Origin of the sequence: Pseudomonas fluorescens, from assembly GCF_902497625.1 — a bacterium.
In the GTDB taxonomy this organism is placed as follows: Bacteria; Pseudomonadota; Gammaproteobacteria; order Pseudomonadales; family Pseudomonadaceae; genus Aquipseudomonas; species Aquipseudomonas fluorescens_BQ.
Genome location: NZ_CABVGX010000001.1, coordinates 128,856 through 148,904, shown reverse-complemented (window position 1 = coordinate 148,904; position 20,049 = coordinate 128,856). Strand labels below are relative to the sequence as shown.

The 20,049-nt window shown below is 60.4% G+C and carries 18 protein-coding genes and 1 pseudogene; 10 read left to right on the top strand and 9 right to left on the bottom strand.

What is annotated here, in order from left to right; all coding sequences use genetic code 11:
• Positions 1-4: 4 nt before the first annotated feature.
• From F8N12_RS00730 to F8N12_RS00710, 5 genes are read left to right on the top strand one after another with little or no spacing between them, the layout of a single operon-like run.
• Positions 5-991, top strand: coding sequence for a dipeptidase (locus tag F8N12_RS00730; protein ID WP_150578675.1), 987 nt, complete (start codon positions 5-7; stop codon positions 989-991).
• A 57-nt stretch (positions 992-1,048) separates the two neighbouring features.
• A complete protein-coding gene (locus F8N12_RS00725; protein ID WP_150578674.1) occupies positions 1,049-2,599 on the top strand; it encodes a BCCT family transporter in 1,551 nt (516 codons plus the stop codon).
• 26 nt (positions 2,600-2,625) lie between these two features.
• Complete coding sequence (locus F8N12_RS00720) at positions 2,626-4,320, top strand: hypothetical protein (protein ID WP_150578673.1); 1,695 nt, start codon at positions 2,626-2,628, stop codon at positions 4,318-4,320.
• Between the two features lie 2 nt (positions 4,321-4,322).
• Complete coding sequence (locus F8N12_RS00715) at positions 4,323-5,015, top strand: DUF3726 domain-containing protein (RefSeq protein ID WP_150578795.1); 693 nt, start codon at positions 4,323-4,325, stop codon at positions 5,013-5,015.
• Between the two features lie 33 nt (positions 5,016-5,048).
• Positions 5,049-5,432 carry a RidA family protein gene (locus tag F8N12_RS00710; RefSeq protein WP_150578672.1) on the top strand — a complete coding sequence of 128 codons (384 nt, stop codon included), beginning with the start codon at positions 5,049-5,051 and terminating at the stop codon, positions 5,430-5,432.
• A 135-nt stretch (positions 5,433-5,567) separates the two neighbouring features.
• On the opposite strand, the pseudogene F8N12_RS00705 reads toward F8N12_RS00710, so the two are convergent.
• A pseudogene (locus F8N12_RS00705) lies at positions 5,568-6,869 on the bottom strand (Nramp family divalent metal transporter).
• 258 nt (positions 6,870-7,127) lie between these two features.
• On the opposite strand from F8N12_RS00705, the gene F8N12_RS00700 reads away from it, so the two are divergent.
• Positions 7,128-8,465 carry an MFS transporter gene (locus F8N12_RS00700; protein ID WP_150578671.1) on the top strand — a complete coding sequence of 446 codons (1,338 nt, stop codon included), beginning with the start codon at positions 7,128-7,130 and terminating at the stop codon, positions 8,463-8,465.
• Positions 8,466-8,526: 61 nt separating this feature from the next.
• On the opposite strand, the gene map is transcribed toward F8N12_RS00700, so the two are convergent.
• Together map and F8N12_RS00690 are read right to left on the bottom strand one after the other, a co-directional pair.
• Positions 8,527-9,333 carry a type I methionyl aminopeptidase gene (gene map, locus F8N12_RS00695; protein WP_150578670.1) on the bottom strand — a complete coding sequence of 269 codons (807 nt, stop codon included), beginning with the start codon at positions 9,331-9,333 and terminating at the stop codon, positions 8,527-8,529.
• Positions 9,330-9,596, bottom strand: a complete 267-nt coding sequence (locus F8N12_RS00690; RefSeq protein WP_150578669.1) for a ParD-like family protein — start codon at positions 9,594-9,596, stop codon at positions 9,330-9,332. The genes map and F8N12_RS00690 overlap by 4 nt, the downstream gene beginning before the upstream one ends.
• A 131-nt stretch (positions 9,597-9,727) precedes the next feature.
• Between F8N12_RS00690 and F8N12_RS00685 the strand changes: the two genes are divergently transcribed.
• A complete protein-coding gene (locus F8N12_RS00685; protein WP_150578668.1) occupies positions 9,728-10,264 on the top strand; it encodes a sterol desaturase family protein in 537 nt (178 codons plus the stop codon).
• On the opposite strand, the gene F8N12_RS00680 is transcribed toward F8N12_RS00685, so the two are convergent.
• The 5 genes from F8N12_RS00680 to fni are packed head-to-tail and all read right to left on the bottom strand — an operon-like array spanning position 10,146 to position 16,108.
• Positions 10,146-11,135 carry a phytoene/squalene synthase family protein gene (locus tag F8N12_RS00680; protein WP_150578667.1) on the bottom strand — a complete coding sequence of 330 codons (990 nt, stop codon included), beginning with the start codon at positions 11,133-11,135 and terminating at the stop codon, positions 10,146-10,148. The genes F8N12_RS00685 and F8N12_RS00680 overlap by 119 nt on opposite strands.
• Positions 11,132-12,622, bottom strand: a complete 1,491-nt coding sequence (locus F8N12_RS00675) for a phytoene desaturase (RefSeq protein WP_150578666.1) — start codon at positions 12,620-12,622, stop codon at positions 11,132-11,134. Before F8N12_RS00675 ends, F8N12_RS00680 begins: the two co-directional genes overlap by 4 nt.
• A complete protein-coding gene (gene crtY / locus F8N12_RS00670; RefSeq protein WP_150578665.1) occupies positions 12,619-13,785 on the bottom strand; it encodes a lycopene beta-cyclase CrtY in 1,167 nt (388 codons plus the stop codon). Before crtY ends, F8N12_RS00675 begins: the two co-directional genes overlap by 4 nt.
• Entirely contained in the window at positions 13,782-15,056 is a 1,275-nt protein-coding gene (locus F8N12_RS00665) for a glycosyltransferase (RefSeq protein ID WP_150578664.1), read from the bottom strand. The genes crtY and F8N12_RS00665 overlap by 4 nt, the downstream gene beginning before the upstream one ends.
• Positions 15,053-16,108 (bottom strand): type 2 isopentenyl-diphosphate Delta-isomerase, encoded by a 1,056-nt coding sequence (gene fni, locus F8N12_RS00660; RefSeq protein WP_150578663.1) that lies wholly within the window; start codon positions 16,106-16,108, stop codon positions 15,053-15,055. The genes F8N12_RS00665 and fni overlap by 4 nt, the downstream gene beginning before the upstream one ends.
• Before the next feature lie 206 nt (positions 16,109-16,314).
• Here fni and F8N12_RS00655 point away from each other — a divergent pair, with 206 nt between their 5' ends.
• On the top strand, positions 16,315-17,220 hold the full coding sequence (locus tag F8N12_RS00655; RefSeq protein WP_150578662.1) for a polyprenyl synthetase family protein: 906 nt from the start codon (positions 16,315-16,317) through the stop codon (positions 17,218-17,220).
• Positions 17,221-17,226: 6 nt separating this feature from the next.
• Here the strand turns inward: F8N12_RS00655 and F8N12_RS00650 are convergent, their stop codons facing one another.
• Positions 17,227-17,688: a hypothetical protein gene (locus F8N12_RS00650; protein WP_150578661.1), complete on the bottom strand. Its 462-nt coding sequence runs from the start codon at positions 17,686-17,688 to the stop codon at positions 17,227-17,229.
• 174 nt (positions 17,689-17,862) lie between these two features.
• Between F8N12_RS00650 and F8N12_RS00645 the strand changes: the two genes are divergently transcribed.
• Both F8N12_RS00645 and F8N12_RS00640 read left to right on the top strand, forming a co-directional pair.
• Positions 17,863-19,035, top strand: coding sequence for a GGDEF domain-containing protein (locus tag F8N12_RS00645; protein ID WP_150578794.1), 1,173 nt, complete (start codon positions 17,863-17,865; stop codon positions 19,033-19,035).
• A gap of 122 nt (positions 19,036-19,157) precedes the next feature.
• Positions 19,158-20,000 (top strand): hypothetical protein, encoded by an 843-nt coding sequence (locus tag F8N12_RS00640; RefSeq protein ID WP_150578660.1) that lies wholly within the window; start codon positions 19,158-19,160, stop codon positions 19,998-20,000.
• Positions 20,001-20,049: the final 49 nt, after the last annotated feature.

The window sequence follows — 20,049 nt, the reverse complement described above, 5'->3', positions numbered from 1 at the left end:
CGCCATGCACGACCTTTTGATGATCGACGGCTTGCAGTATTCCAACTGGAGCCCGGAAATATTCCAGCAAATGCAGGCCGGCGGCCTGAGCGCAGTGCATGCCACCATCGCCTACCACGAGAATGCGCGCGAAACCCTCTCGCGCCTGGGTGAATGGAACCGCCGGTTCGAGGCCTGGCCCGAGCTGATCCGACCGGTGCGTTCGGCGGCCGATATCCGCGAGGCCCATAAGGAAGGTCTGGTGGGCGTATTCTTTGGTTTCCAGAACTGCTCGCCGATCGAAGACGACATTGATCTGGTGGAAATCTTCCGGCAACTGGGCGTGTTCGTCATGCAGCTCACTTACAACAATCAGAGCCTGCTCGCCAGTGGCTGCTATGAGCAGCAGGACAGCGGCATCAGCCGTTTCGGCCGCCAGGTCATCACCGAGATGAACCGCGTCGGCATGTTGATCGACATGTCGCACAGCGCCGAGCGCAGCACGCTCGAGGCAATCGAACTGTCGACCCGGCCCGTGATCATTTCCCACGCCAATCCATCGAGCTTCCATGCCGCCAAGCGCAACAAGTCCGATGCGGTGCTGCGTGGCATCGCCGAGTCCGGCGGATTGCTGGGTTTCAGCACGTACCCCTTCCACCTCAAAGGCGCCTCGTCGTGCAGCCTGGAAAGCTATTGCGACATGATTGCCAGAACCGCGGATTTGATGGGCGTCGATCACATCGGTATCGGCACCGACCTGTGCCAGGCGCAACCGCTGTCGGTGCTCGAATGGATGCGCAACGGCCGCTGGAGCAAAGAAAAGGACTACGGCGAAGGATCAAGGGACAACGCCAACTGGCCAGCGCCGCTGGAGTGGTTCCGCGACAGCCGCGACTTTTCCAACATTGCCAACGGCCTGCGCAGCCGGGGCTTTGCTGAAGATGATGTGGGCAAGATCATGGGTATGAATTGGCTGCGTCTGCTGGAAACCGCTACCACGGCGCAGGCCTGAGCCATCCCTGCACGGACAGCATGCACAATAAAAACAATCGCAGGTTCCGGAGGCTTCATGAAAAATTCAAGCACTCTTCAGGCTGACGGCCAGGCCGTGGGTCTGCCAATCGCCCGAGACATCGACTGGCCGCTGTTCCTCATCAGCGGCGGCTTTCTGGGCGCGTTTCTGATTGCCGCGCTGGTTGACATCGAAGCGGTATCGGCACTGGTCAACACGCTTTTCGCCTGGTCCACCAGGGCTTTCGGTCTGTACTGGCAAGTACTGATGCTGGCGACTTTCGTGATCAGCCTGGGCATCTGCTTTTCGAAATGTGGCCGCGTGCGACTGGGCGGCATCGAACAACGCCCGGACATCAGCACCTTCAACTGGATCGCCGTGATCATGTGCGCACTGCTCGCCGGCGGTGGCGCTTTCTGGGCGGCGGCAGAACCGTTGATGCACTTTGCCAGCCCGCCACCATTCTTCGCCGGCCTGCAGCCACACAGCGCAGAGGCAGCGACCGCAGCACTGGCGCAGGCCTTCGTGCACTGGGGCTTCCTCGCCTGGGCCGTGCTCGGAAGCTTGCTGGCGATCGTGCTGATGCACTTGCATTACGACAAAGGTTTGCCGCTGGCCCCGCGCACCTTGCTCTACCCACTGTTTGGCCAACGCGCACTGAAAGGTCCGATCGGCACTTTCGCCGACGCCACCTCGATCATCGCGGTGGTCGCCGGCACCATCGGCCCGATCGGTTTTCTCGGCCTGCAGATCAGCAGCGCATTGCACGCGGTCTGGGGCGTACCCAACGGCATCGTGACACAGTCGATCACCATTATCCTGGTGACCGTGATGTACACCACGTCCTGCCTTGTCGGCCTCAAAGGCATTCGTTTTGTCAGCGAGATCAACGTGTGGCTGATGCTCGGTCTGGCGCTGTTCATGGTGGTGTTTGGGCCGACGCTGTTCATTCTCAGTGGCTTCCCGTCGGCGTTCGCGCTGCATGTAGAGCAATTCATTCCGCTGACGCTGTTCCGCGCCGATCCCAAGTGGCTCGATTGGTGGACGGTGTTCTACTGGGGCTGGTTCATCGGCTATGCGCCGATGGTCGCGCTGTACGTCGCACGGATCTCGCGAGGCCGTACGATTCGCGAGATCATCATGACGTTGTCGATTATCGCACCGCTGGTGACCATGTTCTGGTTCACCGTGGTCGGCGGCACCGGCATCGGCCTGGAATTGCAGACACCCGGCATCGTCACGGCCCACGGCACACAGCCTGAAGACCTGCTGCTGGGCGTCACCCAAAACCTGCCATTGGGTGGCCTGATCAGCGCGTTGTTTCTGTTTCTGAGCTTCATTTCGGTAGCCACCAACGGCGATGCGATGGCCTTCACCGTGGCACTGGCAATGTCCAGTACGGATAAACCGAAAAAGTGGCTCTGCGGTTTCTGGGCCATCGGCATGGGCCTGGCCGCCGTGGTACTGATCACCATCGGGGCCGGCGGCGTCACCGCTTTGCAGTCTTTCATCGTCATCACCGCAGTACCCGTGTCGCTGGTGATTCTGCCGGCACTGTGGGATTCGGTCCGCATCGCCCGGCAAATGGCCCGCGAGCAAGGTCTTTGATCATGATGCCTTCAGGAACCCTGAAAATGTCCGACAACCCCTCCGCAGCGCTGGCGCTGCGGCCTGCCAGTCAGGTCATGGATCTGGCCCGGCTGGGCAGCCACTTCCAGAGCCCGCTGAGCTTCGTGCGCAGTACCATGCGCAAGATGATGAATCAGCAGTGGCTTATTCAGCGCAGCCGTTTTGACCTGGATGGCGACGGCTACGGCACCGTCATCTACCGCATCGACACGCCGACGGCACACTACCATTGCGTGATCTTCTCGGCCTACCTGCCGCCGGAAAAACGCACCGACCGGGTGATCGCCGATCAATGGGATGTCTGCTTCGTGTTAGTGGCCGGTGATGTCGACGAGGCGCAAATGGCAGACCTGCAACGCAACGTCCCTTTGCAGGAAGCCGGACGCTTCGATGCGCGGGTGCTGGTGCTTTCCCGCGCCAACCGAAGCTTGCGCAATTTCGAGCGATTCCTCATGGCGCTGGCCGAAGGCCAGCAACCCGATGCTCGCCAACTGGCCGACGTCGGCTACCTCTACCGCACCACCGCCGTGTACGGCAACGGCAAGTTCGGCATCGCCGATTTCGGCTGCCTGTCGGGCAACGCAGACTTCAACCAGCCCTTCAGCGCGCAAATGTTTACTGTGTACTTGCTGCGCCATTTCAGCATCGAACAGATCGAACACATGGCCCGCGTTCGCAGTCCGCAACGCGCGGCGAAACTCGACGTGCAGCTGCAGCGCTATCTGGGTGTGGGTAATGCCACCGGCCTGGGCATGGCGCCCTTCCTGCTCAACCATCCGCAGCTGATCGATCAATGGATCCTGGCGCGGGAAACGGCCTTGGCGCGGGTCCTCGCACAGGCGGCAGATGCGAGCCACCTGTTGCGTTTCCATGAGCTTGTGCAACGGGCAAGCCTGCATTTGCAGCAGACCCGGACCGAAGACGCGCGCCAACACAAGCAGGACCAGCAAACCCTGACCGACCTGACACTACTGCAGGAATGGCTCAGCCGTCAGCCTGCCAGCGACGGTCTCTGGTCGCGCTTGCTGCCTTGGAGCGAAGTGCACACGGGTCTCGGCTGCCAGGAATTGCTGGTCAGCCTGTTGCTGGAACTGTATCCGGAGCACGTCACGCCGCTGGCGGATCAGATGGTCGTGGAAGAGCGCTGGCGCCTGGAGGCGCATCTGCCTTTGGCGCGACTGCGCGAGCTGATCGAAAAGCACTACGCCTGGGCGCTGACTTACGACTTTCGCCATGTCGATGGCGAGCACTACTTCTGGTACCGCTCCGCCGAAAAGGAAGAACCGCGACTGGGCATGCGCGCTGCGGAGCCAGGTGCAGAAAAGGAAATGCAGCTGGGCATTGCGCGCAACATTCAGCGCTGTTACCGCGCCCTGCTCGATCATATGCACGAGCACCCCGGCGAGTTGACCGGGCACTTCCTGATCGCCCACCCGACGTTCAAGGGCACGGTACGTCGCCTGCAGAACATGGCCGACTGTGTCTATGGCGAAATCCGCGCCAACCTGCTCGCCCACGACATGCTGCCGATTCATCTGTTGCGCTGCAAACTGGCGTTTTTCGGCGCAGGCAAATTCGATCCCAAGTCCAGCCGCTGGGTGCGTATCACCCTTTTCCAGGGTGCGCCGCTGGTGGCGGATATAGGTCAGCCGTTTGCCGACGACTGGAATTTCGCGGTCATGCCCGACGGAGACCACTGATGATGCGCGTATCGCTAAACGAAATTCAGGTGATGTGCCGCAAGGCCTTCGAAGGCATGGGCTTTGCGCCTGGTGATTGCGAAGATGCAGCAGATATGGTCGGCTGGCTGCAGCGCCAGGGGCTCGACGGCATCGGTGCGCTGGAAAAGGCTTTGGATTATTTACAATGTGAAGCTGACCGACCCTTCGCCGTGCGCTACGAAGACAGCTCTCTCCTGGTCATCGACGTTGGCGGCCAGAGTGTATTGCGCTGCGCGGCGACTGCCGTGGAACTGGCGCTTGGCAAATCATTGCCAGGTGGCCAGAGCGTGCTGCGAATCCACCATTGCCACAACCGCCTGCTGCTCCTCGGCTACCTGTGCCGGGTAGCCGAGCAAGGGCTGGATGTTGAGGCGCGGTGGGGCGATGCCCGCCAAGTTCACACCGCCTCCTTCCTGGCTGGCAACAGCCATCCTGAACTGCACGTCGAAGTGCTGAACCGCACCGCGAATGTGGAGCAAAGCATCAGCGTACTCTTCACTCTTCCAAAAACGCCCGCCCGCGAACAGCGCCGCCCGCAAGTATCGCTGGAGCAAAGCTTCACAGTCAGCGAATCGACCTGGCTGCGATTCAAGCAAATGGCCGAACATGTGCTGGTCGAGAGTAGCGAAACGTCGCGTCGTCATGGCGCAGGTGGCGGCAGCGATGCCGACTGACACGTCCCGAACCGTTCACACAGGAATTAGCCGATGAAATACGCGATCAAAACTGATCTATATACCTCCAGATCCCCGCTTGAGTGGGCAGTGGTCGGTAACGGCACGCTTTACACCGCACAGATCCCCATTGATGCTCAAGGTCAGGTGGTGGCTGGAGGCATCGAATCCCAGGCGCGCCAGACCCTGGACAACCTTCGCCATACCCTCGAGGCCGCGGGTACATCGCTGGACGCCGTCGCACAGGTCATGATTTACGTCACCGACCGCAGCTACCTGGCAACGGTCAACGCTGTTTATGCGCAATACTTCGAGGCGCCCTACCCCAACCGCGCGGCAATCGTAGTGGCAGGACTGGCACGTGAAGAAATGCTGGTTGAGATGGTGGTATACGCCTGCTTGCCGCAGGTGGCTTGACTGGAGGGGACAGGCGTAGGGTTGGCTGCTGCCAACGAGGGCAGCAACCAGCTCCATGTGTGACGGATACTGGGGAGCCGTACGGCGTGATAACTGCCTAACGAAGCTCCTCATCCATGAGGAGCCATCCGCCTGTCAGCTGAACAAATCAACACCCAACTGGAACGCCACCCACAGCGCCAGGCCAGTGGCGAACAGCAGTGCAATGTTTTCGAAGAGGTTGTTGCGATACTTCTTGTCGAGCAACGATTTCTGGTTGGACATGATCAGCAGGCCAAGGGAAATAACCGGCAAGCCAATGATGTTCAGGGCGCTGACACCGATGGTCAGTGTGACGAAATCGGGCATGCCCGGCATCGACCAGATCAGTGGCGTGACCAGAATGAACAACATGAACCACTTGTGCATCGGGTCATGGTGGAACTCTTTGCCGTATTTATCCCGACGCTTGGGGCGTACGTGCTGGAAGGCGTCAGTGATGAGCATCGGGAACGCGGTGGTCTTGCCCGAGATACTGGCGAACAGCGTGGCAAAAACGCCAATGAAGAACACGTACCAGCCGATCGGGCCGAAGAACAATTCCAGCGCTTTGCCCAGATCGCTCAGGGTTTTGACTTCGATGCCGTTGGGCCGCAGGATTTCTGCACCGACGATCCAGATAGCCAGGTTGATCACGATCCCGACGAACACGGCAAACAGCAAATCATTGCGCTGAATGCGTTTGTGCTCAGGGCCGACCCAGCCTTTCTGGCGCATCACGTACGGGTGGACGAAGTTGGCAATCGAGCCGGCCACAGCACCAATCACCGAAACCGCTACCAGCAAGGCACCGTGCACACCTTCATCAGGCGGAATGCTGAAACCGATGGTGCCTTTGACGATGCCGACCACGTCCGGGCCCGACATCACCGCCAGAGCAATGAACGCCAGCGTCATGATCGCCAGCAGCACTTTCATCACGCCTTCGATCATCGAATAGATATTGCGTCCGACCAGCAGCCACACCGCAATCACGACCGCGACGGAACACAGCAACGGGTGGTCGATTTTCAGCAGCATCGCCAGGGATTCACCGGCGCCCTTGATCATGTAGGCGTTCATCAGGTGGCCCATCAACAGGGCTTACACGAGCATGAACCAGGCGAAGAAGGGATTCAGTTGGGCGTAGCCCTGGAGGATGGTCATGCCCTGGTTATTGCATAACTGGAACCGGGCAATGATGTTGACGATCAGGTAGCGCAGCAGTAGCGACACTGCCAATACCCACATCATCGCGTAGCCGTAGTTTGCCCCGGCGACAGAAGAGGTAATCAAGTCGCCCGCCCCCAGCCAGGACAACACGGCGATGATCCCTGGACCTAGAAGCTTCAATATCCGTGAGAAGCGATTTTGCGTGGGCGCAAGGGCTTGCCCTTCCACCGTAGGAATGCTCGGCATAGAGGAGTATCTCCATTATTTTTTTTGTGAGAACGGGCGCAGTCGAACATGGAGGTACGTCGTCGTACAACTTTTCTTGCAAGGAGAGTGTAAGAAAATATTTCTCGCCAGACTGGAGGCCACGGAAAGTGGACGCGCCCCTTCAATCCAGCCCTTTGCGCGTCGGTCCTGACTACGCAGGCGACACTTTTGAGCCGAGTCGATCAAGCAGCTTCCTCGATACTCGAAAGCCCAATGATGAGAACGCCGAGGTTAAACATGACCAGCGCCGCTACAGAGCAAGTCAGCCCGCAGACGCTGAGAAAAGTGATAGTCGCAGCCGCCATTGGCAACTTCGTCGAGTGGTTCGATTTCGCCGTTTATGGCTTTTTGGCGACCACCATCGCTCAGCAATTCTTCCCCAGCGGCGATGCCAGCGTCGCCCTGCTGAAAACCTTCGCGGTGTTTGCCGTGGCGTTTGCCTTTCGGCCGCTCGGGGGGATTTTCTTCGGCATGCTCGGCGATCGCATCGGTCGCAAGCGTACGCTGGCCATGACCATTTTGCTGATGGCTGGCGCGACGACTCTGATCGGTTTGCTGCCCACCTACGCCGCCATTGGCGTGCTGGCGCCGATTCTCCTGACCCTGATCCGCTGCGCTCAAGGGTTCTCTGCCGGCGGCGAATACGCCGGTGCCTGCGCCTATCTGATGGAGCACGCACCGAATGACAAGCGGGCCTGGTATGGCAGTTTTATTCCCGTGTCGACCTTTTCTGCCTTCGCAGCGGCGGCTGTGGTGGCTTATGCGCTGGAAGCCTCGTTGTCGGCGCAAGCGATGGGCAGCTGGGGCTGGCGCTTGCCGTTTCTGATCGCCGCTCCGCTGGGGCTGGTAGGCCTTTATTTGCGCTGGAAGCTCGATGAAACCCCGGCATTCCAGGCCGTCACTCAAGAGCACGCGGTGGCGCACTCACCCCTCAAGGACACCCTGCGCAACCATGGCGCAGCCATTTGCTGCCTGGGCGCCTTCGTCTCGCTCACCGCCTTGTCGTTTTACATGTTCACCACTTACTTCGCGACGTACCTGCAAGTGGCCGGCGGTTTGAGCCGGGCTGCGGCGTTGCTGGTGTCGCTGATCGCGCTGATTTTCGCTGCGGCGATCTGCCCGCTGGCCGGGTGGTATTCGGACCGGGTCGGGCGGCGGATGACCGTGATGACCGCGTGCGCGCTGCTGATCGTCGCGGTGTATCCATCGTTCCTGATGGCCAGTTCCGGCTCGTTCGCAGCGTCCATCGTCGGCGTCATGCTGCTGGCGATTGGCGCAGTGCTGTGTGGCGTGGTCACTGCTGCCCTGCTGTCGGAGACCTTTCCCACGCGCACGCGCTACACCGCGTCGGCGATCACCTACAACATGGCGTACACGCTGTTCGGCGGCACCGCGCCACTGGTGGCAACGTGGTTGATCAGCGCCACCGGCAGCAATCTCTCGCCGGCGTTTTATCTGATCGCCGTGGCGTTGCTGGCGCTGGCCGGTGGATTGGCGCTGCCGGAAACCTCGCGAATTTCGCTGCACGACATTCCCGCAGGCGACGCCCAAGCGGCAAAGCCCGCGGTAGTCTGATGGCCAAAAAAAATCCCGTTTCCACGGGATTTTTTCACGGTATTCAGGTATCGGCACTCGTCTAAGGCAGTGCCGATTCGATGGCCGGTTGCTCCTGAACCGCCACCTCAGGCCACTGCGTCAGCACGTCGAAGCCATCATCCGTCACCGCGATCATGTGCTCCCACTGCGCGGAAAGGGACTGATCCTTGGTGACCACCGTCCAGCGATCAGCCAGGGTTTTCACGTGCCGCTTGCCGGCGTTCAGCATCGGCTCGATGGTGAAGATCATGCCCTTCTTCAACTTCAGGCCCTGCCCCGGATAGCCGTAATGGAGAATTTGCGGTTCATCGTGATAAACCTTGCCGATACCATGGCCGCAATATTCACGCACGACACTGTACCCGGCGTTCTCGGCAACTTGCTGAATGGCGTGCCCGATATCGCCCAGCGTCGCGCCGGGCCGCACGACACGGATACCTGCCCACATGGCTTCATAAGTGGTGTCGATAAGCCGCTGTGCCTCGGCGCTCACTTCACCCACCCGGTACATCCGGCTCGTGTCGCCATACCAGCCATTCTTGAGCACAGCGATGTCGATGTTGAGGATGTCGCCCTCCTTCAACGGCTCATCCGAGGGAATGCCGTGGCAGACTATTTCATTGACCGAGGCACAAATGGTTTTCGGATAGCCGTGGTAACCGATGTTGCCGGGGATGGCTTTCTGCACGTCGACGATGTACTGGCGACACAGGGCGTCCAGTTCATTGGTGCTGATGCCCGGTTTGACGTGAGGCGTGATCATCGCCAGCACTTCAGCGGCCAGGGCGGCGGCGACGCGGGATTGGGCGATTTGTGCAGCACTGTGAATGACGACGTTCGCCTTCATGCTTGCGCCCCCACTGTGGCACGGGCTGACCCGGTTGCCGGCAGCGCGCTGGCATCGCACAACTGCGCAACATCAAGACCGCCCGCCAGCTCGGCGCGAATCAGCAATCGGCTGATCTCGTGGTGATTGAGCTCTGGGTGCAGTTCGGCCAGCATGCCAATACGCATCCAGTGCTCGGCCTGAGCGTTGATCGAACGGCTTAGCGCATTGCCGGCAATGCGCAGATTGTCGTGCATTGCTTCGGAGATTTTGACGATGCCCATCACACACACCTATACGAAACGACTATGAAACGTATATTAGACGGACGACCTCAGGATCGCAACGGACAATTGCTCAGAACGATCGCGCATCCTGTAGAGTCCAACCGAGAGACTTCGATCGAGTGGCCGCAATGATGTTCAACGCACTGGTTTTCTTCACCACGCTGATCGGCATGGAAGTGTTCGCTTTTTTTGCCCATAAATACGTGATGCACGGTTTTGGCTGGGGCTGGCACCGTTCCCACCACGAACCCAGAACCGGCTGGTTCGAGAAAAACGATCTTTACGCGGTGGTTTTCGCCGCGTTCGCCATTGTGCTTATTGCGCTGGGCACGCAGGGGATGCACCCGCTGGAATGGATCGGTGCAGGGATGACGGCGTACGGCTTTCTGTATTTTCTTGCCCACGACGGTCTGGTGCACAAGCGCTGGCCTTTGAAATTCGTGCCGCGCTCTGGCTACCTGAAGCGTCTCTACCAGGCTCACCTGATGCACCACGCGGTCTCGGGCAAAGACCGCTGCGTGTCCTTCGGCTTTCTGTTTGCGCCGTCTACCGCGCGCCTTCGTGCACAGCTGCGCAAGCTGCACGCGGGGCCGCTTCACAAGAGTGACGAGGACGTTGCCACAGCGTCGCCGGACGCGGCGGCCACTGCTTCGCGCGGCGAGTGAATGCGCGCCAGGCACCCAGACTGATCAGGCGCAATTTATCCAGCTTCGAGGTCGAGATCCGCACGTCCCAAGCCCCTGCCCCGGCGGCGTTGACCTTGACGCCGATCTCGCGATAAACCCCGCCCGCCGTGGCAACCGCCCACGCCGAACGCCCGCTGAGCGACGCCATGCCAGCCTCGGCGCTGGCGTAAAAGGGTTCGGCCAGTGCCACCAGACGTTGCGCCAGCACGGCCACGCCTTGACGATATTGCGGCTCGGCCAGGCGCTCGCGCGGTATCCCCAGTTCTACCAGCCAGTCGGCGGGCAAATAACAGCGGCCTACGCCCGCATCTTCAATAATATCGCGGGCAATGTTGGTCAGCTGGAATGCAATGCCCAGGTCGCAAGCACGGTCCAGCGTGGGCTCGTCTTTGACGTTCATCACTTGCGCCATCATCAACCCCACCACGCCAGCCACGTGGTAGCAATACTCCAGCGTGTCTTCGATGCTGAGGTATTCGCGCTGATGCACATCCATCGCAAAGCCGGCGAGATGATCCATCGCATAGGCCTGACGGATGCCGTGACGCTCGACCACTTCTTTGAACGCGGCAAAGGCCGGCGCCGACACCGGACGACTGGCGTACACGTCCTGGGTCTGTGCCACCAGATCATCCAGGCGCTGCTGCGCCAGCCCGGCATCCAGTACTGTCGCCGAGTGGCCGGCCTCCTGGCCATCGATCACGTCATCACAATGACGGCACCATGCGTAGAGCATTACCGCACTGCGCCGGGTGTGGGGATCAAACAAGCGTGATGCCGCTGCAAAGCTCTTCGAGCCGACGGTGATGCTTTGTGTGGCGTGGTCCAGAAGCGTGTGCTGATCGCTCATCGCTGCAAGTCTCCGAGCATCAGGCCAGCGGTCGCCTTGGCGGAGCCGATCACCCCCGGCACGCCGGCGCCGGGATGCGTGCCCGCACCCACCAGGTAGACGTTGCCCAGGCTCGCGTCGCGGTTGTGCGGACGGAACCAGGCGCTTTGCCGCAGGATCGGTTCCAGCGAGAACGCCGAACCGAGATGCGCGTTCAACTCGTCGCGAAAATCGTTGGGCGTGAAGATGCGGCAGGTGACCAGGTCTTCACGCAAGCCGGGCATGTAGTGCTTTTCCAGGTAGTCGAAAATCCGTTCGCGGTAGCGCGGCCCTTCCACTTCCCAGTCGATCGCCGCGTTGCCCAGATGCGGCACCGGCGACAGCACATAATGGCTGGAGCAGCCCGGGGGCGCCAGGCTTGGATCGGTGATGCACGGCGCATGCAGGTACAGTGAAAAATCTTCGGCCAGCGCCTCGCCCTGGAAAATCTCGCTGATCAACTCGCGATAGCGCGGGCCGAAGCAGACGGTGTGATGTTGCAGCTGCGGTTGCGGCCGCTTGAGCCCGAAGTGGATGACGAACAGCGAGTTGCTGAAGCGTTTGCCCTTCAACCGGGCACTCTCTTTTTGCCCTCGCGGATGCTCACCCAGCAGCGTCGCGTACGTGTGGATGACATCGGCATTCGAGGCGACACTGTCCGCCTGAAAGTGGCGACCATCCTGCAAGCGCACCCCGGTGGCGCGGCTGTCGCTGACTTCGATTTTCGCCACATCGGCGTTCAGTTCGACCTGCCCACCGATATCCTCGAACAGCTTGACCAGGCCCTGCACCAGCGCGCCGGTGCCGCCTTTGGGAAACCACACGCCCCACTCGCGCTCCAGCGCATGGATGAGGGTGTAGATCGACGAGGTTGCAAACGGATTGCCTCCCACCAGCAGCGAATGGAAGGAAAACGCCTGGCGCAATTTGTCGTCCTCGATGAACTGCGACACCATTGAATACACACTGCGCCAGGCTTGCAGTCTGGCCAGTTGCGGGCCGGCCTGGACCATGTCGCGAAAGGACAGGAACGGCACGGCACCCAGCTTCAGATAACCTTCCTGAAACACCGCTTTCGAATACGCCAGAAAACGCTGATAGCCGGCGACATCATTGGGATTGAGTGCTTGGATCTGGCGGTCCAGTGAAGCCTGGTCGTTGCCGTAATCGAACGACGTGCCATCTTCCCAGCACAGTCGATAAAACGGTGAAACGGGCAGCAACTCGACGTAATCCTTGATCGATTTGCCCGCCGCGCTGAACAGTTCTTCTATGGCGCTCGGATCGGTGATAACCGTAGGACCGGCGTCGAACGTGAATCCCTCATCGTGATAAACGTAAGCGCGGCCACCGGGTTTGTCGCGCTTCTCCAGCAGCGTGGTCTGCACACCGGCAGCCTGCAGACGGATCGCCAGTGCCAGGCCACCAAAACCGGCGCCAATCACGATTGCAGTCTTTTGCTCAGTCATCGGAAATTCTCATAATGCCGGGGCCGAAGCCGGAAGGCGGCGTGCATGGCTTCACCGACCGGAACCGGTGGTTTACCTGTGAGCACTCGAAGTTTGTCGCGCACTGAACTGTCGCCCGCATAAAAACGTTCGATCAGCCCTTCGGACAAGCCGTAGAAACGCTGCATGACTTGCCAGCGATCCTGGGGGCGCCCAGCCAGAAACAGCATGCGATTGAGCAACCGATAGAAGCCCTGACGCTGCCATTGCTGCCGGGCACGTTCACGCATGCCCCTGGCGAGAGCCTCGGCATCGAATGATTGCTGGGTTGCGATCCAGTCCGCCAGCCGCACCGCGTGCGGCAACGAATAACCCGTGGTGCAGTGGAATAGTCCGGCGCGCAACCCCGAGCGCGGCTGCCCCTGAGCCTCATCCCAGAACGCCTCGAAATCCCCCGCTAACGTGATCGGCAAAACGCCCTGCTCCTCGCGCAAACAGGCAGCGACGGACCAGCCCTGCTGACGCACATAGTCGGCGATGTGCTGGCGCAGCTGCTCATGGGACAGCAATTGGCGATCGACATAATGGGTGTCTTCGACGAGCACGGTGTCGGCGGAGAACGGCAACACGTAGACAAACCGATAGCCGTCGCCCTGCGCGACACGCGCGTCCATGATGATCGGCGACGTCAAACCGTGGGGCGCGTGCAGGCGCAGTAATTGCCCGAGAAAGGCCTGTTTGCCCAGCACCATCTGCGCGCTTGCCTGCACGCCGCGACCGTCAATAACAGCAGCGGCTTCCAGGGTTTCAGCGTTTTCCAGCACTAGGCTGCGTGGGGTTATTTTGGCGATACGCTGGCCGGTCCGCAGATCCGCGCCCAGTGCCGGTTCGATCACTGCAGCAAAACGTTCGGAGGTGATACTGGCGTAGCCGCTGTTCAGGTGCCGGGAACGTGCCGGGAAATGCACGTGATAGCTGGGCCAGGTTTTAACGACCAGCGGCTTGATCCATTGATGCTGCTCGGCGTTGAGGTCGCCGTGATGAAAAGACCAGGTGTGGTTGCCGCCCAGTTTCGGCTGTTCTTCAATGCACAGCACACGCAACTCGGGCCGGGTTTGCTTGAGGCGCCAGGCAATCAGTCCATTGGCCAGCCCGCCACCGGCGAGAATCAAGTCGTGGCTCATATCACTTCCCCACTCCACACAGGCTGCCCGTTACGGACCGCCGCCTCGACGACATTGGCTGCGCGCGTCACGCCACCGGCATTTTGAATATCGGCGGCCAGCCAGTTAAGCGGCTCAGGCGGATGCGTCAGCAGACTTTGCAGATGACGGCTGATGGTCGACGCACCCGCTCGACGATTCAAACGGACTCCAGCGCCGCTGTAACTGACCCGCGCCGCGACGCCCGGCTGATCGAAAGCGATGGGCATCACCAGCATGGGTGTGCGCGCCACGATCGCGTCCATCACCGTGTTCAAGCCGCCATGGGTCACGACCGCATCCGCCTGTTGCAGCGCCCATTGCTGGGGCGCGAAGTCAGTCACCCAGGTCGCTCCGTGGCGCTGCAACATCTTTTCCTGTGTACCGTTCAAAGCGCCGCAATGGGCGATCAACAGCTGGGCGTCGAGGCGTTGGCAGGCTTTTGCAATCCGTTTGAACATGCTCAGCCGTCCGCCCTGCATCGTCCCCAGGCTGGCGAATACAAATGGCCGATCCGACTCAACGGGCCAGTCGCCGGACTTCTCGGTAGACGGGGCACGTAAGGGTCCAACGGCGTGAAAATGCGCCGGCCGGTGCTGGCGCGGGAAGTCGAAGCTGTCGGTGGTCTGGCTGATCTGCGCCAGCGGCGACAAATACTGATGCAAGCCGTCGCGAGGCGAAATCGACAGTTGTCGCGACGCCCGATGCAAAACGTCGCGCAGCGGTCGCATGAACCAGTCATGCACCTGGCGGCTGCCGTCGTACATACGCTGGCTGCGTTCGTCGGTGGCGTAAGCGAAGGGCATGACCGGTAACGGCAGCCCGGGTTCACGGTTGATCGGCAATGCACAGGCGACAGACACAAAGGGCAGTCCCAACCCCTCGGCGACCAGGCCACCGGCCGCTTCCATCTGATCGCAGAGCAGCGCGTCGATGCCCTCACCTGCCAACGCCGCGGGCAACTCGGCACAGAGCATTGCCGTGCTGTCACACAGGTCGCGGATTACCCGGCGCAATCCCAACGGACCGCCCGGACTCGCCGCGCGGCGCAATTGGCGTTCGAGACTGCCGGGCGGATGACTGCCGGCGCCAAGCGCGCGGAAGCCGATACGCGGATCGGTCAACCAGTGACGCGTATCAGCCTGCTGGAAAAAAGTGACACGGTGCCCACGATCGAGCAACTCCCCGCTCAGCGCCTGAAGCGCCTGGAAGTGACTATAGAAACCGGGGGCAATCACTGCAAAATGACTCATGACTGCAGATCACCCTGGCTCGAAGGGGCCAGTAACCGCGCGCAACGCAACGCCTTGAGGTCGGCCGAGCCGGTGCAGAAACAGGCAATCCGCAGCTGACGAATAAAAATATCGAAATGCTCGATGACCGCGGCCGTGGACAATGTCGCGTCGTGCAGCACACCTGCCGCCTGACCCACCAGATCAGCGCCCAGCCGAATGGCTTTGGCCGCATCGACACCGTTACGAATGCCGCCAGAAGCAATCAGGGTTACATTTGGCAATACTTTTCGGACCATCGCCAGACTGGTCGCTGTCGGAATACCCCAGTCGGCGAAAGCCATGGCCACTTCTCGATCCGCAGGGAGCGCGGCACGTTCTGCCTCGACCGCCGCCCAACTCGTACCGCCGCAGCCGGCAACGTCAATTACGCGCACGCCGGTCTGGACCAAAGCCAACGCAACCTCAGCCGACAGCCCGGCCCCGACTTCCTTGACGATCACCGGCACGCCGACACTGTCGACGGTGCGGCGGATGGCCTCCAGCACGCCATGCCAATTCTTGTCGCCCTCGGCCTGAACGGCCTCCTGCAGCGGGTTCAGATGAATGATCAACGCGTTGGCTTGCAAATTGTCAACGGCGCGGCGAGCCAGATCCATGCCATCTTTTTCGAGCAATTGTGCTGCGCCAATGTTGCTCAGCAGTGCGATATCCGGCGCCAGGCGCCGCAATTCGCGGGTCAGGCCTTGATCGTTACCGCTTCGCAACCCGACCCGTTGGGAGCCCACACCCATGGCAATCCCCAGCGCCTGCGCGGCCTCGGCCAGGTGGCAATTGATCGCTGTGGCGCGCTCGGCGCCGCCGGTCATGGAGCTGATCAACAGCGGCGCACGCAATGGAATACCGAGCAAATCACTGCGCAGATCAATCGCTGCCATGTCCAGTTCGGGCAGCGCGCAGTGCTCGAACCGAATAGCATCGAGGCCGTTGCTTACGCCACGGGCGCCGCCCTGTCGGCCCAACACAATATCCAGATGATCGTCCTTGCGCCGACTCAGGTCGCTTTTATTCATGGCTGCTCCATTTACTCGGATCAATTTAGTCCGCACGCGGTCTGCTGATTGAGTAGTGTTGTACAAAGATCCTGCTAATGTACAGGTTATGTACAAGGTCACTTGATTCTTGAGGCACCCATGTGCGCAACTCGTTCCGTTTTGATCAGCAACATCAGTAGTGAAGCAGATAGACTTTCAGTGTACTCAGCAAGGTGGAAGCGGTGATGACAATGAACTCAGGCCCGAGCCTCGACAACGGCTTCGTCGAGCACCTTGCCGCATTGCGTGCAGCAATCGATTGCCGCTTGCAGCAATTGCTGCCGGATGCCGGCAATGGGACCAATCTCGTTACCCAGGCCATGCGCGAGAGTACCTTGGCGCCGGGCAAGCGCATGCGCCCGATACTGTTGCTGTTGGCCGCTGAAGGCCTGGGTCATAAAGGCAATCAAGCGCTGGACCTGGGCTGTGCCGTAGAAATGGTGCACGCCGCCTCGCTCGTGCTCGACGACATGCCCTGCATGGACGACGCCCGGTTGCGCCGTGGTCGTCCGACCGTGCACCTGCAGTTCGGCCAGGACGTGGCGATACTCACCGCAGTAGCGTTACTGAGCCGGGCATTCGGTGTCGTTGCCGCCATCGAAGGGCTGGCGCCGGAAATCCGTACGCAATTGGTTGAGGTGATGGCCGAAGCCGTTGGCACCCAAGGCTTGGTCTTGGGACAGTATCAAGACCTGCGCGACGGCCAGAAAAGCCGCGACGCCGAGCAAATCGCCCTGACCAACAGCCTTAAAACCGGCGTGCTGTTCGGCGCCATCATGGACATGGCGTGGCTGGTGGGCAGCGCCGACGAGCATATCCGGCCGGTGCTGCAAAGTTTTGCCATGGAACTGGGCCAGGCGTTCCAGCTATACGACGACCTGCAGGACAAGTGCATCGACAATAATAAGGATCAGGACAAGGACAACGGCAAATCCACCTTTGTCTCATTGTTCGGCGAGCAACGCGTTACCGAGCGTTTGCGCGCTCACCTGGCGAACGCGGAGCAGCACCTGTACCAGGTTTATGGCGGCTCGCCGATGATCGGCAGTTATATGAAAATGATTTTCTGGAACACCGCCATCAACCGGTGATGACCATTACTGCGGCAGTTTTTCGACATTCTGGCGCAGGATCGCAGGGTCGGAGAAACGCTGTTCACGGGTCACCTGGCCATTGCTCAGGACCAGCCATTGCACGCTTTCGCGATCGCCGTCGTAGCGCGAAGCAACTCGGCCATCCTGATCGAGCATGATCCGGTATTTGGCCGAACGCATTGCCGGCACTGCCACAAGTTTCACCAGCGACGGCATTTTCTCGATGTCGGCGACGTACACCACATGCCGGGCTTCCAGATAGCCCGCGGGCTGGTCCTTCAACGCCGCGTCGAGCAACTTTGCCGCCGCCATGCTTCGAGCGATCAACAGCACCTGTGCGTCATCGTTGAGGGTGTAGGCCTGCTCATGCTGGTCGAGCAGCGTCCATTTCACCAGCGGTTTTGCGGCTTCACCCGCCACGGCAGAGAAGGCAACCAAACTGAACACAAGTGCTGCGAACCGCATAGACAGATCCTTTTCAAGGGAAGAAGGCTTTAGCCGATATCAATAATGCGGCTCACCGTACGCGTTGCCGCGCTAATCGGGAAGTGCAATCTCCGGATGACCCGCTCTGCGACAATTCATCCCGAGCACTTGCAATCCGGTCCCTACACCGCAAAACAGGCACACCACGCAACCATGGCGCTCGACCCTCCAACGATGTTGACCCTCTCCATCGCCCTCGCGGCTGCCGCGGCGCTCTACCTGGCGATCGAATGGCGGAGCATTCGTGAACCTTCGCTGCTGTTCTGGAGCGCAGGTTTCGCAACCATCACCGTGGGCTCGACCCTCGCCCTGCTGCGCGGCAGCGGTCTGCTGCTGATCGGTATCTGGTTCGCCAATGGCCTGCTGGTGACGGCGCACTGGCTGTTCCTGCAGGGGGTTGCGCGCTTTACTCAGGTACACCTGTCCCGCGGTTGGTACCTGATTTTCGTGGCCTGGCTGGCCATGCTGTTGCTCCCCGAGGAACCGTCGTGGTCCAGGCTCATGCTGGTCGCCAACTCACTGCTGGTCGCCTTGCCGACGCTCAAGGCCAGTTATCTGCTGCGTCCACACGGACGTTCGTTAAGTGTGGGCGCGGTGCAACTGCGCTATGTGCTGCGGGCCCATGGACTGTTCTATGTAATCAAGGCAATTTCGGTCATCGTGCCGGGAACCCTGATCGACCTTGCGGCTTTTCGTGGCGAGATCATTCAGATTTCATTGGTCGAGGGTGCCATGGCGATCATGCTGATTGCGTTGTCGATGACCGGCACCGAGCGCTACCGTCGGGAAAAACGAATCGCCCGGCTGGCGGCACGTGACCCGCTGACTGCCCTGTACAACCGCCGCGCTCTGGAACTGCACGCCCCCCGTTTGCTCAAGCAAGTTTGCGCAACCCGCCCGGGCGCCGTGCTGATGATCGACGTTGATAATTTCAAACTGGTCAACGACCTGCACGGCCATAGCGCTGGCGATCAATTGCTGATCAGGTTGAGCACGATAATCCGCTCTGCCCTGCCGGATGCGGCACTGGCGGCGCGGCTGGGGGGCGACGAATTTATTATCCTGCTCAACGACGCTTCACGTGAGCGAGTCATTGCTCTGGGCGGAGCGCTTCGCGATCAGTTTCAAAAAGTTGCGTGCGAGGAGTTCGTCACGCCAGCGCCGGTGACGCTGAGCATCGGTGCCAATCTTTTTGACCAGCCACCGTCCAGCCTGACGGCATTGATCGAGCAAAGCGACACGGCGCTCTACGAGTCCAAACGGGGCGGTCGCAACAGCATCCGCCTGGTAGACCGCACGCTGGCCAATAGTGAACCGTCGCTTTGATGAACCCAGCGCGGCGGTTAACCCTTTTGTATGAATGAAAGCTTCATGAATTCAGCGTATGGTCAGCGACATTCGGCGTCTGTACGCGGCCAATTGCAAACCTCTCTTGCCAAGGAAGAGCCATGATCATTTCTTCAGCGTCCACCAACGCCGCGATGTCCGCCTACACCTCTGCGGTTGACAACCGTTCCGCGACCCGTGCGCGGCAGATGGCTGTCGAGGATGATCAGGCAAAAGCGCAGAACGATGATTCGGTGAGCCTCTCCAGTACTTCCACTGCTTACAGCAACTCGATTGGCGGTAATGCGCCGTTCTTTCCGGTCCGTGCTGGCATGAACGCTGACGCACTGGTGCTGGGCGTATCCGCGCCAGGTGCCGTGTCCAGCTCCAAGGACAAGACGTTCGCCGAGGTGGCCGTCGATGCGCGCAAACGCATGGACGAGAAATACGCGCTGATGAACGCCAGCGGCAAACCGTTCACCGACAGTGACGAAGACCGTAATGCACTGATGGGCGATCTGGATCGACGTTCATTGAACGCCGTGGCGACCAACCAGGGCGGTACTTTTACTGCGCAGGAACAAGCCTCGGCCCAGGCCTTGATGCGCCAGCAGGCGCGGCTCGCCACCGGTTACTACAGCGGGCCGGCGGATCAGCAGAAAAACTGGAAAGATCCGTTTGCCGATGACCCGTACGGGCGCGCCAGCGCAGCGCTGGACTTCATGAACAACATGAGCCCCGAAGAAAAAACCAGCCCCGAATGGTTGTCCCAGCACCAGACGCTGGAGGCTGCGCTGAACCAGGGCGCCAGTCTGGCTACCCCCGAGAAGAAAACCGGGCATTTTCCCAACCTGGCGGAAATCCTCGCCGGTGTGGTGACGCAACCTGAGCAAGAGCAAAAAAGCTCAGGCAAAAACGCCGACCCGAGTGCTCAGGTGATGAAAAAGCTGCAGTCGCTGATTTAGTAAGCCGGTCTTTCGTTGTTCAGGCGTGATGCAGACCGGTGCATCAGTC

Bases quoted from the DNA above. Each gene is read 5' to 3' on its own strand.
- F8N12_RS00730 (WP_150578675.1), top strand. From the start codon at position 5: ATGCACGACCTTTTGATGATCGACGGCTTGCAGTATTCCAACTGGAGC.
- F8N12_RS00725 (WP_150578674.1), top strand. From the start codon at position 1,049: ATGAAAAATTCAAGCACTCTTCAGGCTGACGGCCAGGCCGTGGGTCTG.
- F8N12_RS00720 (WP_150578673.1), top strand. From the start codon at position 2,626: ATGTCCGACAACCCCTCCGCAGCGCTGGCGCTGCGGCCTGCCAGTCAG.
- F8N12_RS00715 (WP_150578795.1), top strand. From the start codon at position 4,323: ATGCGCGTATCGCTAAACGAAATTCAGGTGATGTGCCGCAAGGCCTTC.
- F8N12_RS00710 (WP_150578672.1), top strand. From the start codon at position 5,049: ATGAAATACGCGATCAAAACTGATCTATATACCTCCAGATCCCCGCTT.
- F8N12_RS00700 (WP_150578671.1), top strand. From the start codon at position 7,128: ATGACCAGCGCCGCTACAGAGCAAGTCAGCCCGCAGACGCTGAGAAAA.
- map (WP_150578670.1), bottom strand. From the start codon at position 9,333: ATGAAGGCGAACGTCGTCATTCACAGTGCTGCACAAATCGCCCAATCC.
- F8N12_RS00690 (WP_150578669.1), bottom strand. From the start codon at position 9,596: ATGGGCATCGTCAAAATCTCCGAAGCAATGCACGACAATCTGCGCATT.
- F8N12_RS00685 (WP_150578668.1), top strand. From the start codon at position 9,728: ATGATGTTCAACGCACTGGTTTTCTTCACCACGCTGATCGGCATGGAA.
- F8N12_RS00680 (WP_150578667.1), bottom strand. From the start codon at position 11,135: ATGAGCGATCAGCACACGCTTCTGGACCACGCCACACAAAGCATCACC.
- F8N12_RS00675 (WP_150578666.1), bottom strand. From the start codon at position 12,622: ATGACTGAGCAAAAGACTGCAATCGTGATTGGCGCCGGTTTTGGTGGC.
- crtY (WP_150578665.1), bottom strand. From the start codon at position 13,785: ATGAGCCACGACTTGATTCTCGCCGGTGGCGGGCTGGCCAATGGACTG.
- F8N12_RS00665 (WP_150578664.1), bottom strand. From the start codon at position 15,056: ATGAGTCATTTTGCAGTGATTGCCCCCGGTTTCTATAGTCACTTCCAG.
- fni (WP_150578663.1), bottom strand. From the start codon at position 16,108: ATGAATAAAAGCGACCTGAGTCGGCGCAAGGACGATCATCTGGATATT.
- F8N12_RS00655 (WP_150578662.1), top strand. From the start codon at position 16,315: ATGACAATGAACTCAGGCCCGAGCCTCGACAACGGCTTCGTCGAGCAC.
- F8N12_RS00650 (WP_150578661.1), bottom strand. From the start codon at position 17,688: ATGCGGTTCGCAGCACTTGTGTTCAGTTTGGTTGCCTTCTCTGCCGTG.
- F8N12_RS00645 (WP_150578794.1), top strand. From the start codon at position 17,863: ATGGCGCTCGACCCTCCAACGATGTTGACCCTCTCCATCGCCCTCGCG.
- F8N12_RS00640 (WP_150578660.1), top strand. From the start codon at position 19,158: ATGATCATTTCTTCAGCGTCCACCAACGCCGCGATGTCCGCCTACACC.